Annotated in this window: 14 protein-coding genes; 8 read left to right on the forward strand and 6 right to left on the reverse strand. The window is 72.7% G+C overall.

Going from position 1 to position 14,335, the window contains the following annotated elements; translation table 11 throughout:
* The first annotated feature begins 327 nt into the window (after nt 1-327).
* Nucleotides 328-660, forward strand: coding sequence for a hypothetical protein (locus tag VF825_RS00675; protein WP_331109055.1), 333 nt, complete (start codon nt 328-330; stop codon nt 658-660).
* Between the two features lie 78 nt (nt 661-738).
* On the opposite strand, the gene VF825_RS00680 is transcribed toward VF825_RS00675, so the two are convergent.
* From VF825_RS00680 to helR, 3 genes are all read right to left on the reverse strand, one after another.
* On the reverse strand, nt 739-978 hold the full coding sequence (locus tag VF825_RS00680; protein ID WP_331109057.1) for a hypothetical protein: 240 nt from the start codon (nt 976-978) through the stop codon (nt 739-741).
* A 388-nt stretch (nt 979-1,366) separates the two neighbouring features.
* Complete coding sequence (locus tag VF825_RS00685; protein ID WP_331109059.1) at nt 1,367-1,621, reverse strand: hypothetical protein; 255 nt, start codon at nt 1,619-1,621, stop codon at nt 1,367-1,369.
* 186 nt (nt 1,622-1,807) lie between these two features.
* Nucleotides 1,808-3,958 carry an RNA polymerase recycling motor ATPase HelR gene (gene helR, locus VF825_RS00690; RefSeq protein ID WP_331109061.1) on the reverse strand — a complete coding sequence of 717 codons (2,151 nt, stop codon included), beginning with the start codon at nt 3,956-3,958 and terminating at the stop codon, nt 1,808-1,810.
* Between the two features lie 277 nt (nt 3,959-4,235).
* Here helR and VF825_RS00695 point away from each other — a divergent pair, with 277 nt between their 5' ends.
* The gene (locus VF825_RS00695) at nt 4,236-4,946 is read left to right on the forward strand and encodes an MBL fold metallo-hydrolase (protein WP_331109063.1); all 711 of its coding nucleotides are present in this window, start codon (nt 4,236-4,238) and stop codon (nt 4,944-4,946) included.
* A gap of 96 nt (nt 4,947-5,042) precedes the next feature.
* On the opposite strand, the gene pyrE is transcribed toward VF825_RS00695, so the two are convergent.
* The 3 genes from pyrE to VF825_RS00710 all read right to left on the reverse strand — a co-directional run bounded on the left by pyrE (nt 5,043) and on the right by VF825_RS00710 (nt 7,462).
* Nucleotides 5,043-5,576 (reverse strand): orotate phosphoribosyltransferase, encoded by a 534-nt coding sequence (pyrE, locus tag VF825_RS00700; protein WP_331109065.1) that lies wholly within the window; start codon nt 5,574-5,576, stop codon nt 5,043-5,045.
* A 55-nt stretch (nt 5,577-5,631) separates the two neighbouring features.
* Entirely contained in the window at nt 5,632-6,153 is a 522-nt protein-coding gene (locus VF825_RS00705) for a hypothetical protein (RefSeq protein WP_331109067.1), read from the reverse strand.
* 142 nt (nt 6,154-6,295) lie between these two features.
* A complete protein-coding gene (locus VF825_RS00710) occupies nt 6,296-7,462 on the reverse strand; it encodes a citrate synthase/methylcitrate synthase (RefSeq protein WP_331109069.1) in 1,167 nt (388 codons plus the stop codon).
* A 97-nt stretch (nt 7,463-7,559) separates the two neighbouring features.
* On the opposite strand from VF825_RS00710, the gene VF825_RS00715 reads away from it, so the two are divergent.
* From VF825_RS00715 to VF825_RS00740, 6 genes are all read left to right on the forward strand, one after another.
* Entirely contained in the window at nt 7,560-8,786 is a 1,227-nt protein-coding gene (locus VF825_RS00715; RefSeq protein WP_331109071.1) for a citrate synthase, read from the forward strand.
* 157 nt (nt 8,787-8,943) lie between these two features.
* Nucleotides 8,944-10,413 (forward strand): MATE family efflux transporter, encoded by a 1,470-nt coding sequence (locus VF825_RS00720; RefSeq protein ID WP_331109073.1) that lies wholly within the window; start codon nt 8,944-8,946, stop codon nt 10,411-10,413.
* 210 nt (nt 10,414-10,623) lie between these two features.
* Nucleotides 10,624-11,901, forward strand: a complete 1,278-nt coding sequence (locus VF825_RS00725; RefSeq protein WP_331109075.1) for an NAD(P)/FAD-dependent oxidoreductase — start codon at nt 10,624-10,626, stop codon at nt 11,899-11,901.
* On the forward strand, nt 11,898-12,638 hold the full coding sequence (locus tag VF825_RS00730) for a DUF1365 domain-containing protein (RefSeq protein WP_331109077.1): 741 nt from the start codon (nt 11,898-11,900) through the stop codon (nt 12,636-12,638). The genes VF825_RS00725 and VF825_RS00730 overlap by 4 nt, the downstream gene beginning before the upstream one ends.
* A 1-nt stretch (nt 12,639) precedes the next feature.
* The gene (locus VF825_RS00735; RefSeq protein WP_331109079.1) at nt 12,640-13,869 is read left to right on the forward strand and encodes a cyclopropane-fatty-acyl-phospholipid synthase family protein; all 1,230 of its coding nucleotides are present in this window, start codon (nt 12,640-12,642) and stop codon (nt 13,867-13,869) included.
* Nucleotides 13,869-14,335: SDR family NAD(P)-dependent oxidoreductase (locus VF825_RS00740; protein ID WP_331109082.1), on the forward strand; the 467-nt coding region annotated here is incomplete at its 3' end. The genes VF825_RS00735 and VF825_RS00740, both read left to right, overlap by 1 nt.

The following is a 14,335-nucleotide window of genomic DNA, read 5'->3' on the forward strand; positions in this document are numbered from 1 at the left end:
CGCCTTCTGATCGCTTGGGTCGAAGACCCCGACGGCAACCCAATCCAGATCGTCCAGCACCACTGACACGCGCATACCGGTGGCTTCACCGCCGCAACCTCAAGAGCGCGAAAACCGTTTCGAGACAATGGCTTCGGCCGAAGCCTGAGACCGGGTAAGACTCCTCAGGACGGGCGTTTCCATTCGAACCTGCCCGAGGGCGGGGTCCGTTGCCGGAACCGCATGGAGGGCGGCAACGGCCCGGCGCGGGAACCCCCACCGGCACGGGGGCATCGGAACGACGTGACATCGACTGGTGGCGGGGGGATGAGGCGTGGGGTCGGCGCCGTGCTGATGGGCGCGGCGGTGGCCGGTTGCACGGGATGGGTGACCACTCCCGTGAGCTTCCACAGAGCCCTGGTCATGCCAGGCGATCCGGCGGGACTGACAGTGGTCGCCGACTCGTGTCACAGCCAGCCCTACGGGGTGCGGGTGGCCGAGTCTGCCAGCGCGGTCCGCATCGAGCTCGCCGCCACCGTGCCTGATGGCCAGGTTGCGGCGGCCTGCAGCGATCTGGTGAAGGTGCGACTGACGAGGCCGCTGGGCACACGCCGCCTGATCGACGCCAGCTCCGGCCGACAGGTTCCGATCGGCGCGACACCCGCAGGCGCTGACTCGTGACGACGCATCCCTCAGGTGTTGCCGGCCCAAGCGCACAGCTCGGCATGGCGAGCGTCGCCGCACAGGACGTCGGCCGCCCTAGGGCGTCAGCCTGATGCGCACGAGGGTGTTGAACCCGCTCTGCCGCTTGATGGCCACGTCGATCGAGCTGACCCCTCGCTTCGGGTGCAATGCCACGGCGGTCAGGCGACTGTCCCTGGCTCGCGCCTGGCCGTCATCGGTGGCGGATCCGGACGGGCTGATGGTCACGTCCGCTCCGTGGGCACAGTCGCCGGTGAGTCGAAGGAAGACGTCGAAACCACTGGACAGCGCGCTCACGGTCACAACCTTGGTCGCCGTGACGTCTTGCACGACCGGCCCCGAGGCCGACGACCAGACGACCTGGCCACACACGGTCCAGGGCCGCGCGCCGTTGCTGTTGCCACCCGCGCCGCACCCCACAGCCGCCGCGAGGGACAGCACGAGCGCGACAGCCCCCAGTACGGGAAGCAGGTCAAGCCGCACACGTCCCCCGAGACCAACGCGCCCACGACCGAACGGCCGAGCCGTCTGTCTGTCACATCGCGGAACCAACCTCGCCCCCCTCGGACCAAGGATCTCCGAGGGCTTTCCCCCAGCGCAGTGTCGCCCCTGAAACGCAACTGAGCCCTCAAGGACGCTCACCGTCAACGCAGCCCCTGCGGACCAACAGTCAGACATTGATGAGCTAGGAGCAGACGGTCTCGAACGCCGTGGCCCCGCGCCGCAGGGTGAAAGTCTCGCGATGGCCCCTCATGTCAGTGAACACCGCGCGCGCGGTGTAGATGGTCAGGGCTCCACGCTGGTAGGGGTTGTCCCACCCCGCGGGTGGGTTGCCCTGACCGTCGTCCAACGGTCCACCTGCACGCACGTAGTAGTTCCCGCGGAACGCCAGCTCGTGGACGCCGCAGTGCGTGTAGAGCGCGAACGGGACGGCATCCACCAGACCGTCAGGGTGTCCTGTCTGATGAGCTGGGGGGCTCGAGTTGATCGCCACCGTCGTGCCGCAACCCGACAAGGCGACCACGACGGCCAGCACCGAAGCTGTCCTCAACTGCATCAGAGCCTCCCGGGGCGGTGCGTCCTGGATTGAGACGGCCACACCGTGACGGGAGTTCCGACACACGCGTCAGGAGCTCGTGAGGATGACCAGCTGCTGGGTCGCCCGGGTCATCGCCACGTAGCGGTCGACCGCTCCTTCGATGCCGATGCCGAACGCCTCAGGGTCGACGAGGACAACCAGGTCGAACTCGAGCCCCTTGACCAGCTCCGGGGTCAGCGACCGGACACGGGGCGTCTCCTGGAACGTTGGGTCGCCGACGACGCACGCCACACCCTCACCGTGCGCGGCGCGCCAGGCGTCGAGGATCCCGTCCCGCTCCGAGACGGACCCGTGCGAGACCGGGAGGCCGCTCTCTCGGATGGAGGTCGGCACGTTGGCGTCCGGGAGCGCGGCCCGGATGACCGGCTCGGCCTCCGCCATCACTTCTTGGGGCGTCCGGTAGTTGATGGTCAGCGACGCGAGGTTGACGTGGTCGAGCCCGATCCGCCCGAGGCGTCCCTGCCACGTCTCCGTGAACCCATGGCGGGCCTGCGCGCGGTCACCGACGATGGTGAAGCTGCGCGAAGGGCAGCGCACCAGCAGCATCTGCCACTCCGCGTCGGTCAGCTCCTGCGCCTCGTCCACGACGACGTGCGCGAACGGTCCGGCGAGCCGGTCGGGGTCGGCGCGGGGCACGGCATCCTCGTCGACGAGATTCAGCCGCAGGTCCGGGTGGCGCAGCATCGACATGACGTGCATGTCCGAGTCGTCCGTGGCGATGAGGTGGTCGATGACCCGGCTCATCTCCTCGTGCTCCGCGGCGAGGACCGCCTCGCGGCGTTGCCTCCGCAGCGACGCCGACGGGTCCCCCAGCCGCTGCCGTGCCGCGTCCAGCAGCGGCAGGTCGGACAGCGTCCAGGCGTGGGGGTCCGCCCGCTGCAGCGTCCGCACCTCGTCGGGGCCGAGCCAGGGCGCGCATCGGCGCAGGTAGGCGGGCACCGACCACAGGTCACCCACGAGGTCAGTCGCCTCCAGCATCGGCCAGGCACGGTTCAGCGCGGTCCGCAGCTCACGGTTCTGCTCCAGCGACCGGCGGACCTGCTCGGGCGAGGCCTCCTCGACGTCGAGCTTGTCGGCGAGGATCGAGACCAGCTCGTCCCGGACCTGCTCGCGCGCCTCGTTGTGCGGGGTGCCGGGCTCGGGGGCGTCGAACGCCTCGGCCCAGTCGGAGGCGCTCAGCCAGACGTCGGCCCAAGGGGTCTCGACCTCCATCCCCTCGGTGGGCGGCTCCTCGTAGAGCCGAACGGCCGGCTCGACCGCCGCGACCATCGCCGCGGTCGCCTTCAGCCGCGCCACCTCCGGGTCGCGCTCGGGGAGCGCGCCCGCTCCCTCCGGGACGAGGTCGCGCAGCGTGCAGGTCTGCACGCCCTCCTCGCCCAGGCTGGGCAGCACGTCGGAGACGTAGGCGAGGTAGGGCTCGTGCGGGCCGACGAACAGCACGCCGCCGCGCCGGTGCCCGAGGCGCGGGTCGGAATAGAGCAGGTATGCCGTCCGGTGCAGTGCCACCACCGTCTTGCCCGTGCCCGGACCACCGTCGACGACCAGGGCCGCGCGGGAGCCGGCCCGGATGATGGCGTCCTGGTCGGCCGCGATGGTGCCGAGCACGTCTCGCATCCGGGCCGACCGGGAGCCACCCAGGCTGGCGATGAAGGCGGAGTCGTCGTCGAGCGCGGCGGGCTGCGTCTGCCCGTCCACACCGAACACCTCGTCCCAGTAGTCGCTGACCCGACCCCGGGTCCAGCGATACCGACGGCGGCTCGCCAGGCCCATCGGGTTGGCGTAGGTCGCACCGAAGAACGGCTCAGCCGCGGGCGAGCGCCAGTCGATCAGCAGCCGGCGCCCCGCGCTGTCCTTGAGGCCCAGCCGCCCGACGTACACGGGCTCGGAGTCGTCGGCGCCGACCATGCGGCCCAGGCACAGGTCCAGCCCGAAGCGACGGAGGGTCCGCAGGCGGGCGGTCAGCCGGTGGATCTCCATGTCCCGGTCCATCGCCCGCTGGCCCGCACCGCCGGGCGCGCTGCGCGCCGCGTCGAGCCGGCCGGACAGGTCCGCGATCGTGCCCTCGAGGCTCAGCGCGATGGCCTCGAAGTGCTCCTCGTCGCCGGCGATCAGCGCCGGGTCGGCCTTGAGGCCGAGGCGTTCGGGAAGGTCGAAAGCGCTGGTGCGCACGGGGTTCACGTGAGCGGCTCCGATCGCTGCAGCAGCGCTGCGGCCACTGTCACCCCGTCGATCCGATTCGCGCAGAGGCATGGCGCCACCCCCAGGTCCGTTGGTTCTGGCCTCGGCCGGCGATTCTGAGGCACGACCGGGGCCTTGCCGCAAGACCCGGGGTGCGCTATACGTTGGAAATGGAGAGGGACACCCTCTCCTTTTCCATGTCACCGGGCGGCTCGACCTGGACTGCGCCGATCGACCTCGACCCAGCGGCACGGCCCGGTCACTAGGGTCGGGTGCCATGCAACTGACGGTTCTCGGCGGCTGCGGTGCGTGGCCCACGGCGGCTCAGGCCTGCAGCGGATACGTCCTGGAGCACGACGGGTTCCGCCTGCTCATCGATCCCGGCTACGCCACGCTGCCTCGCCTGCTCGAGCACGCAGCGGCCGACGAGATCGATGCGGTGCTGATCAGCCACGGCCACCCTGACCACTGCGCCGACCTCAACCCCCTGTTGCGGGCCAGGGCCCTGAGCGACGACCCGCCCCCTGCCCTGCCGGTGTACGCCGCCCACGGCGCGCTGGACGCCGTCCTCGCACTCGACAGGCCGGGCATGCTCGGCGGCGCCTACACGCTGCACGAGTTCCCGCCCGGCGACCGGTTCGACGTCGGCCCCTTCGTCTCCGCCACCTGGCTCCTGCCCCACTTCGTGCCGAACGCCGGCCTGCGCCTCAGCACCGAGGATGCCGTGTTCGCCTTCACCGGCGACACCGGACCGAGCCCGGACATCCCGCGCCTCGCCGAGGGCGCTGACCTGCTGCTGTCGGAGGCGACGTACGTCCACCAGGTGCCGGCCGCCGATGCGCCGTACCTGCTGACAGCACGTCTGGCCGGCCAGTACGCCGACCAGGCCGGCGCCGCCCGGCTCATGCTCACCCATCTCTGGCCCGGGACCGACCGCACGCCGCTGAGGACGCGGCCGCCGAAGTCTTCGGCGGACCCATCAGCGTAGCCACCCCTGGGACCACCACCCGGCTCCCGGCACCTGGCCTCAAGATCCAGGAGCCCGACCGTTGCGCTGACTGACCCCGCGCGTGGTGAGGTCCGGCTAGCGGACCGTGTCCAGCTGCCGCTTCGTGAACACCGAGCGCAGCTGCACCCCGACCTCCGCCAACGGGTGGGTCTCGCCGTCGAACCGGTCGATCGCGCAGACCACCAGGTCCACCGTCGCGCCACGGCTCCGCAGCTCCTGCGCCGCAGCCCGGGCCGCGCCACCGGTGCTGACCACGTCCTCGACGAGCACGACGCGTCGCCCCGCGACCTCGGCGCCCTCGATGAGCTGGCACGTCCCATAGGTCTTGGCCTGCTTGCGCACCAGTCCCAGCGGCAGCCCGGTGAGCGAGCTGAGCACCGTGGCGATCGGCACCCCACCGAGCTCGAGCCCGCCGAGCACCTGGGCATCCGTCGGCAGCAGCGGGACCATGGCCTCAGCCACCCGCCGCAGGAGCAGAGGGTCGGCCTCGAACCGGTACTTGTCGAAGTACTCCTGCGAGACAGCCCCCGAGCGCAGGGTGAACTCCCCTGTCAGCCGGCACCGGGCATCGACCTCGCGGGCCAGTTCAGTCAACGCGTCTGCGGGCATGCCGCGATGCTGCCATGCCGCGGCACGTCTCGCTGCCGACGGACTCTGCCAGCCGTCAGTGCGCCTCGATCACCGCGGCGAGCAGGAAGTAGGGCACCACCACTCCGACGGCCAGGGCCAGGGCGACGAGCCCCAACGACCGCTCGGCCCGCGAGCGCACCGACCAGAGACCGAACACCGACGCCAGGAACATCACGAGGAAGCCCAGGCGGATCACGCTGTTGACCGCGTTGCCGGCGGCCACGGTGGTGGTCTGGACGTACGACGGCACGATCGTCAGGACCAGGCCGAGCCCGAACGTCCCCAGCGCCGACCAGCCCCAGCGGGTGCACGGCAGGAACGTGAACGACCGCCCGCGCCCCCACACCCAGCCCATCACCGCGACCACCAGGGCCAGTCCGAGCGCGACGAACCCGAGGTAGTAGAACAGCCCACGCAGCTCGTCGCTGCCGAGGAAGAAGACCGGCACCACGAGCGCCGCACCCACGACCGCCAGCACCGCGGAGACCCGGCGCCACGCCCGCCGCCGGGGTGGGACCCCCTGTCCCGCAGCCAGGTTCGTCGGTGATGCGTCCATGACGGCCTCCGTCCGCTCCGTGCTGCAGCGCCCGGGCGCTGCCTCCTTGGGCAGACCCAGCCTCGCGGGGGCGCCGGTGCGGCCGTCAGGCCAACGGTCCCTACCGGACCTCGGGGGTATGCCGTGTGGCCGGCTCCCGCGGTCAGGCCGAGGGCACCGGCTGCGGGGGCGGCGGGCCGACGTAGCGCGAGGAGGGCCGGATGATCTTGCTGTCCAGTGCCTGCTCGAGCACGTTGGCACTCCAGCCGATGACCCGCGCGACGGCGAACGTGGGCGTGAACATCGTCCTGGGCAGGCCGCACAGCTCCATGACCACCCCGGCATAGAACTCGACGTTGGTGTGCAGCTCGCGGCCGGGCTTGAGCTCGGCGAGGACGGACAGCACCCCGTGCTCGACCTCCTCGGCGAACCCGACCAGGCGCTCGGCCTGCGGACGGCCGGCCGCCAGCCCCCGGGCGACCCCCTTGAGCATCCGCGAGCGCGGGTCCTCGGTGCGGTAGATCGGGTGGCCGAAGCCCATGATCCGGTCGCCGGCCTCCACGGCGGCACGCACCCACGGGTCGATCCGGTCGGGTGACCCGATGGCGTCCAGGGTGTCCAGCGCACGGCTCGGTGCCCCACCGTGCAGCGGTCCGGACAGCGCGCCGAGCGCGCCGACCACGCACGCCGCGACGTCCGCGCCGGTCGAGGCGACGACCCGGGCCGTGAACGTCGAGGCGTTGAAGCCGTGGTCGACGGTGAGCACGAGGTACTGCTCCACCGCCCGCGCCGCGGCGGGCTCGGGCTCCTGCCCGGTGATCATCCACAGGTAGTTGGCCGCGTGCCCGAGGTCGTCCCGCGGAGGCACCGGGTCCAGACCGGCGGCGAGCCGGTGCAGCGCGGCGAGGATCGTGGGCACCGCGGCGGCGAGCGTCACGGCGTCGGCCCGGCGTTGGGCCGGGGTGAGGTCGTAGACCGGACGCATCCGCCGGGCCGCCCCGAGCCAGGACAGGGCGGTGCGCAGCCCGGTCATCGGGTCGCCGCTCGCGGCGACCAGGGGCAGCGCCTCCCACAGGTCCTGCGGCAGGTGCCGAGCCGCCGCGACCTCGGCCGCGAACCGGGCCCGCTCGTGCGCGTCGGGCAGCCACCCCTCGAGCTGGAGGTGCCAGACGTCCTCGAGCGAACGGCGCTCGGCCAGCTCGACGGCCGAGTACTGCCGGTAGTGGTAGAACCCCTCGCGCCCGCGCACGGTGCCCAGGGCGGTATCGGTCACCACCACGCCCTTGAGCCCCCGGGGGACCTCGACCACATCGTCCTGCAGCGCGGTCATCACGCTCTCCTGCCTCGTCCGCCGCCGGCCCCGAGCCGGCGGTCAGCAGCACTGTGCGCCCGCGATCAACTGTCGTCAACGTTGATACAGTCAATGTATGGCGACCCCGGACCCTCGCGACCAGCTCACCTCCCGACAGGTGGCCGACCGGCTCGGTGTGCGGCTGGAGACCGTCTACGCCTACGCCAGCCGGGGCCTGCTGACCAGCACCCGCGTCCCTGGCGGCCGGGGCAGCGTCTTCGACCGGGCCGAGGTCGACGCCCTGCGGGACCGCGGCCGCCGGGACCGCCCCGCCGCCAGCCCGTCCTGGCGCGGCCCCGTCGTCGACACCGACACCACGCTCATCGAGGACGGCCACCTCTACTTCCGCGGGGTCGATGCGGTCGACCTGGCCGCCGCGCTGCCGTTCGAGCACGCCGCGTCGTGGCTCTGGACCGGTGGGATCGACGCCACCCTGTTCCAGGCGCCCGAGGCTCCCCTGCGGGCGGCCACCCGCGCGGTGCGCTCCCTACCCGGCGCCGCGGACCTCGTGGGCCGGCTGCGGGTCGCGGTGGCCGCAGCCGGGGCGGTCGACCCCCGCCGCTACGACACCCGGGGACCGGCCGCGATCGGCACCGCCGGCGGGCTGGTGACGCTCATGGTCGACTCCCTGCCGCGGCTGGGCGAGGCCCCGGACGCGGGGAGCCCACTGGCCCGCCGGCTCTGGGCCGCCCTCTCCCCCCAGCCGCCCACCGCGCACCTGCTGCGCTGCCTCGACGCCGCCCTGGTCCTGTTGATGGACCACGGCCTGGCAGTCTCGACCGTCGCGGCCCGCACCGCCGCCTCGGTGCGGGCCCACCCCTACGCCGTGGTGGCCACCGGGCTGTCCGCGATGGAGGGGCCGCTGCACGGCGCGGCGAGCACGCTGGCCCACGGCACCCTGCGCGACGTGCTCGAGACCGGCGCCGCGGCAGTGGTCGCCGACCACCTGCGCACCGACCGGCCCGTGCCCGGCTTCGGCCACCAGCTCTACCCGGCGGGCGACCCGCGCGCGAGCGCGCTGCTGGCCCTGCTGGCCGACGAGCGCCGCGCGAAGGAGGTCACCGCCGCGGTGCGCGACCTCACCACCGAGGTGGGCGACCACCCCAACGTCGACCTCGCCCTCGCCGCCCTCGCGGTGACCGCCGACATGCCGCGCACGGCCGGAGAGGTCGTCTTCGCCATCGCCCGATCGGCCGGCTGGGTGGCCCACGCCCTGGAGGAGTACGACGAGACCCCGCTGCGGTTCCGGGGTCACGGTCGCTACCGCGGTCCGCACCCACCGCAGCCGGTGCCGCGCGCCTAGCCCCCGCGGTCGCGGCGCTGCACCCACCGCGCCCGGTGCGAAAACCGCGCGAGCCAGCATCGTTGCGCCGGTAAACTGAACCCACCGCCACCCCCTCCGACCGTGGTCGGACCATGGCGTCCTCCCGCTCCCCACCCACTGCCCCCGGGACCTCGCCATGCCTGTTGCCCTGCGCCGCCGCACGCCCGCGGCCGCCGAGACCACCCCCGGCCGGGAAATCGCCCGGATCGCGGTGCCGGTGAGCCTGGAGTTCGTCCTCAACCTGGTGCTCAACTTCGTCAACCAGGTCGTCGTCGGCACCCTGGGTGCCACGGCCATCGCCGCGGTCGGCTTCGCCAACAGCCTGGTCTTCATCCTCGTGCTCACCCTCGGCGCCCTCGCCGCGTCGGTCAGCATCCTGGTCGCCCGGGCCCACGGCGCGGACCGCCGGCACGACATGAACACCACGGTGTCCACGGCGCTGGTGGTCGCCGCCGTGCTCGCCGCGCTCTGCTCCCTCGCCCCGCTCCTGTTCTCCCACGACCTGCTCCGCGCGACCGGCGCCTCGCCCACCGTCGCCCGCGCCGGCGCCGGGTACTTCCAGCTCATGGGCCTTGCCCTGGCCCCGGCCGTCCTGAGCATGCTGCTCAGCGGCGTGCTGCGCTCCACCGGCCACGCCCGTGCCCCGATGCTCGCGACCTCCGGCACCGTCGTGCTCAACGCCGCGATCGGCTACGCCCTGGTCACGGGCGCCGGCCCGCTGCCGCAGCTCGGGGTCGCCGGCGCCGGCGTGGCGACCCTGGTCACCAACCTGCTCAAGCTCGCCATCCTCACCGCCCAGGTGTATGCCGTGCACCGGGTCGTGCGCTGGGAGCCCCCGACGTTGCGCGGCGGCTGGCAGCCGGTGCTGCGGCCCCTGCTCGTCCTCGCGCTGCCGCTCGGGGTGACCGAGCTGTTCTGGACCGGCGGGACCTTCCTCTACAACGTCGTCTTCCAGAAGCTCGGCGACCAGGCCCTCGCCGCGGCCCAGATCGCCGCCACGCTCGAGGGCGTCTTCATCGTGGGCAGCCTGGGCCTCATGAGCGCCACGACCGCCCTGGTCGGCCGCTCCATCGGGCAGGGCGACGCCGCCGCCGCCCTCGCCTGGGTGCGCCGGATCAAGGCGGCGGGCATCCGCACCGGCATCGGCTTCGGGCTGCTCTTCGCGTGCTGCGCGTTCCTGCTGCAGCCGCTCTACGGCCACGCCGGCCCGCAGGTCCGCGCCGCCGCCGCGGTCGGCATCCTCATCAACGCCGCGTTCCAGGTGGTCAAGGTCCGCAACATGATCATCGGCGCGGGCGTGCTGCCCAGCGGTGACGATGCCCGGGGCGTCATCCTCGGCGACGCCGGCGGCGCGTTCCTCGTCGGGCTGCCGCTCGCGGTGCTGCTGGGCCTGCACTCCCCGCTGGGGATCGCCGGGGTCTTCCTCGCCCGGGTCGTCGAGGAGGTGGCCAAGCTCGTCATCTTCACGTGGCGCGAGCGCCGCCTCGACTGGGCCCGGCTGGCGGCCACGACACCCGCGCCGGTCCCCCCGGCCGCGCCGGTGGCGGACGCCGACGTGGTCGCCGCCCAGGAGGTCAGCGAGGTGGCCGAGCTGGTCACTCGCTGACCGGCCGCCCCCGCCGTCGGGTCAACTACGCTGCCACACAAGCCGCACCAATCCGCTCACCGGTGCGCCTACGAACCTCTGCCGTACACGTCCGAGCGGCACCGACCGCGCGCGCCGAACGGAAGGGACCCCGGTGACGGCACGTCCACACACCCCCACAGACCACCGGACGCTGCGCGCTTCCTCCTGGCACGCAGCTGGAGGGGCGCGATGAGGCCGACGTCGTCGCGCCCCTCCGTGGCGGTGGTGGGAGCCGGCGTGTCGGGCCTGACCGCGGCCTACCTGCTCAACCGGACCCACGACGTCACGCTGTTCGAGGCGCAGGACCGCCTCGGAGGCCACGCCCACACCCACGACGTCACCGCCAGCGACGGCAGCCGGCACGCCGTCGACACGGGGTTCATCGTCCACAACGACCGCACCTACCCGCTGCTGCGACGCCTGTTCAGCGAGCTGGACGTGCCGGTGCGCCCCACCGAGATGAGCATGAGCATCCGGTGCGAGGGCTGCGGGCTGGAGTACGCCGGCGGCCGCGGCCTCAGGGGACTCCTGGCCCAGCGCGGCCGCGCCGTGGACCCCACCTTCCTGCGCCTGCTGGGCCAGGTGAAGCGGTTCCACCGCCGGGCCAGCGCGTTCCTGGACACGAGCACCGACGGCGACCTCACGACATACGGGGAATTCCTGCGCCGCGAGGGCTTCCCGGAGTACTTCATCACCCACTACGCGGTGCCCGTCGTGTCCTGCGTGTGGTCCTCGGGTCAGGAGACCGCGCTGCTCTACCCCGCGCGCTACCTGTTCCGGTTCCTGGACCACCACGGCATGCTCAGCGTCACCGGCTCGCCGCAGTGGTACACCGTCGCCGGCGGGTCCCGCACCTACGTCGAGCGGATCGGCGCGCAGCTGCCCGCGGTGCGTGTCAGCGCCGGCGTGCGCGACATCACCCGCTGGTCCACCGGCGTGACGCTGGTCGACACCACCGGCGAGCGGCACGGGTTCGACAAGGTCGTCATCGCCACCCACGCCGACGAGGCCCTGGCCATGCTCACCGACCCGACCGACGACGAGGTCAGCACGCTCAAGGCGTTCAGCTACTCCCGCAACGAGACCGTGCTGCACACCGACGCCTCGATCCTGCCGGCGGCGCGCCAGGCCCGGGCCTCGTGGAACTACCTCATGACCTCGTGCACCGACCTTCACGACTCCACCGTGGTGACCTACTGGATGAACCGGCTGCAGGGGCACACCTCCCCGGACCAGCACCTGGTCACGCTCAACGCGCGCGAGCGCGTCGACCCGTCGAGGATCCTGGCCGTGATGGACTACGAGCACCCCATCTACACCCCGGAGGCGGTGACGGCCCAGGGCTCGCTCGCCGGCCTCGCCAGCGACACCACCGTCTACGCCGGGGCTTACCACGGCTGGGGCTTCCACGAGGACGGCTGCCGCTCGGGGGTGGACGCAGCGCGGCACTTCGGGGTCGACTGGTGACCCCGGCACTGCCCACGCTGCCGGCGCTGGTCGAGGGCTTCGTCTCGCACTCGCGCAAGGGCCCGGTCCGCCACGGCTTCCGGCACGGCGTCTACCAGTGGCTGGTCGACCTGGACGACCTGCCCCGTATGCCGCGCTGGCTGCGCCCGTTCGCCTCGTTCCACTCCGCCGACCACCTCGGCGACCCGGGGCGCAGCATCAAGGACAACGTCCTCGCCTTCGCCGCCGGCGAGGGCATCGACCTGACCGGCGGGCGGGTGGTCATGCTCGCCAGCGCCCGGGTCCTCGGCCACGTCTTCAACCCGCTGTCGGTGCACTGGTGCCTGGACGCCTCCGGCGACCTGGCCTGCGTCGTCGCCGAGGTGCACAACACCTACGGCGAGCGCCACGCCTACCTCCTGCGCCCGGACGGTCGCGGCACGGCGTGGACCGACAAGGAGCTCTACGTCTCCCCGTTCTACGACGTGTCCGGCCGCTACCAGCTCACGTTCACCCTGACCCCCGGCCAGGTGGCCACCACCGTCGTGCTCCACCGCGACGGCGAGGTCGCCTTCGGCGCCACGTTCCGCGGCACCCCGCGGCCGGCCACGCCCCGCCGGCTGGTGGGCCAGGTCCTGCGCCGGCCCCTGATGCCCCAGCAGGTCACGGCTCTGATCCGGGTGCACGGGGTCTGGCTGTGGCTGCGCCGACTGCCCGTTGCTCCCCGACCGCGCCACCGCGCGCAGGAAGGTGTCTGAGATGACCGCCATCGCACCCACGTCCCTGCGCTGGCCCGCGCTGGAGACCGTGCCCACCGCCCCGGTCCACGCCCGCGTCGCCCGCGTCCTGTTCGAGCGCGCCGTCGGCCTCGTGCCGGTCCGGGCCAGCTACCCCGACGGCCGGGTGGTCGGTGGTGGCGGGCCCGACTCGCCGGTCTTCGAGCTGGTGAACCCGGAGGCGTTCTTCGCCCGGATCGGCAAGGACAGCAAGATCGGCTTCGGCGAGTCCTACATGGCCGGTGACTGGCGCCCCGGCCCGGGCACCGACCTGGCCGACCTGCTCGCGCCGTTCGCGGCCAAGCTGAGCCAGCTCATCCCCGAGTGGCTGCAGCGGTTCCGCACCGTCGTCGACGAGCGGCTGCCGCACCACGAGGAGAACACCCTCGAGGGCTCCCGGGAGAACATCCACCGGCACTACGACCTGAGCAACGAGCTGTTCGCGGCATTCCTCGACCCGACGATGAGCTACTCCTCGGCATGGTTCGAGGAGGGCGACGACCTCGAGGCCGCGCAGCTGCGCAAGATCGACGGCATGCTCGACTACGCCGGGGTCGGCGAGGGCACGCGGGTCCTGGAGGTCGGCACCGGCTGGGGCGCCCTGGCCCTGCGTGCCGCACAGCGCGGCGCCGAGGTGCTGACCATCACCTTGTCGGAGGAGCAGGCCGAGCTCGCCCGCGGACGCATCGCCGCCGCCGGGATGTCCGAACGGGTCGAGGTGCGTCTGCAGGACTACCGCGAGGTGCAGGGCCAGTTCGACGCCATCGTCAGCGTCGAGATGATCGAGGCGGTCGGCGAGAAGTACTGGCCGATCTACTTCTCCACCATCGACCGTCTCCTCGCCCCCGGCGGCAGGGTCGCGATCCAGTCGATCACCATGGCGCACGAGCGGATGCGGGCCACGCGTCGCTCCTACTCCTGGATCCAGAAGTACATCTTCCCCGGCGGGATCATCCCCTCCCTGCAGGCGATCGACGAGACCCTCGCCGGGCACACGAGCCTGCGGGTCGCCCAGCGCCGCGAGCTCGGATGGCACTACGCCGAGACCCTGAAGCAGTGGCGCAGCCGGTTCCTCGCCGAGTGGGACCACGTCCGCACGCTGGGCTTCGACGACACCTTCCGCTCGATGTGGGAGTTCTACCTGGCCTACTGCGAGGCGGGCTTCCGCACCGGCTACCTCGGTGTGAGCCAGCTGCAGATGGTCCGCCCGTAGTGGACCTCGAGGGCCGGGTGGCCTGGGTCGTCGGCGCGTCCAGCGGCATCGGCGCAGCCGTGGCCCGCGAGCTCGCCGCCCGCGGTGCCCGGGTGGCCGTCTCGGCCCGGCGTGCCGACCGGCTGGCCACCGTGGCCGAGGGACGCATGCTCGTGGCGCCCGCGGACGTCACCGACCGGGCCCAGGTCCATGCCGCCGCGGCACGGGTCGAGGCCGAGCTCGGGCCTCCTGACCTGGTGGTGCTGTGCGCCGGGCACTGGCAGCAGATGCCGGCCGGCACGTGGGACGCCGACTCCTTCGAGCGCCACCTCCAGGTCAACCTCGTCGGCATGAGCAACGGCATCGACGCGGTGCTCCCCGGCATGGTCGCCCGCGGCCGCGGCGTCATCGCCGGCGTCGCGTCGGTGGCCGGCTACCGGGGCCTGTCGGGCGCGGAGGCCTACGGCGCCACGAAGGCGGCCCAGAT

The sequence above is a fragment of the Oryzihumus sp. genome (assembly GCF_036391795.1).
GTDB lineage: Bacteria > Actinomycetota > Actinomycetes > Actinomycetales > Dermatophilaceae > Oryzihumus.

What these genes read in the sequence shown, in the direction of transcription:
- VF825_RS00695 (WP_331109063.1), top strand. Translation starts at nt 4,236, where the DNA reads ATGCAACTGACGGTTCTCGGCGGCTGCGGTGCGTGGCCCACGGCGGCT.
- pyrE (WP_331109065.1), bottom strand. Translation starts at nt 5,576, where the DNA reads ATGCCCGCAGACGCGTTGACTGAACTGGCCCGCGAGGTCGATGCCCGG.
- VF825_RS00705 (WP_331109067.1), bottom strand. Translation starts at nt 6,153, where the DNA reads ATGGACGCATCACCGACGAACCTGGCTGCGGGACAGGGGGTCCCACCC.
- VF825_RS00710 (WP_331109069.1), bottom strand. Translation starts at nt 7,462, where the DNA reads ATGACCGCGCTGCAGGACGATGTGGTCGAGGTCCCCCGGGGGCTCAAG.
- VF825_RS00715 (WP_331109071.1), top strand. Translation starts at nt 7,560, where the DNA reads ATGGCGACCCCGGACCCTCGCGACCAGCTCACCTCCCGACAGGTGGCC.
- VF825_RS00720 (WP_331109073.1), top strand. Translation starts at nt 8,944, where the DNA reads ATGCCTGTTGCCCTGCGCCGCCGCACGCCCGCGGCCGCCGAGACCACC.
- VF825_RS00725 (WP_331109075.1), top strand. Translation starts at nt 10,624, where the DNA reads ATGAGGCCGACGTCGTCGCGCCCCTCCGTGGCGGTGGTGGGAGCCGGC.
- VF825_RS00735 (WP_331109079.1), top strand. Translation starts at nt 12,640, where the DNA reads ATGACCGCCATCGCACCCACGTCCCTGCGCTGGCCCGCGCTGGAGACC.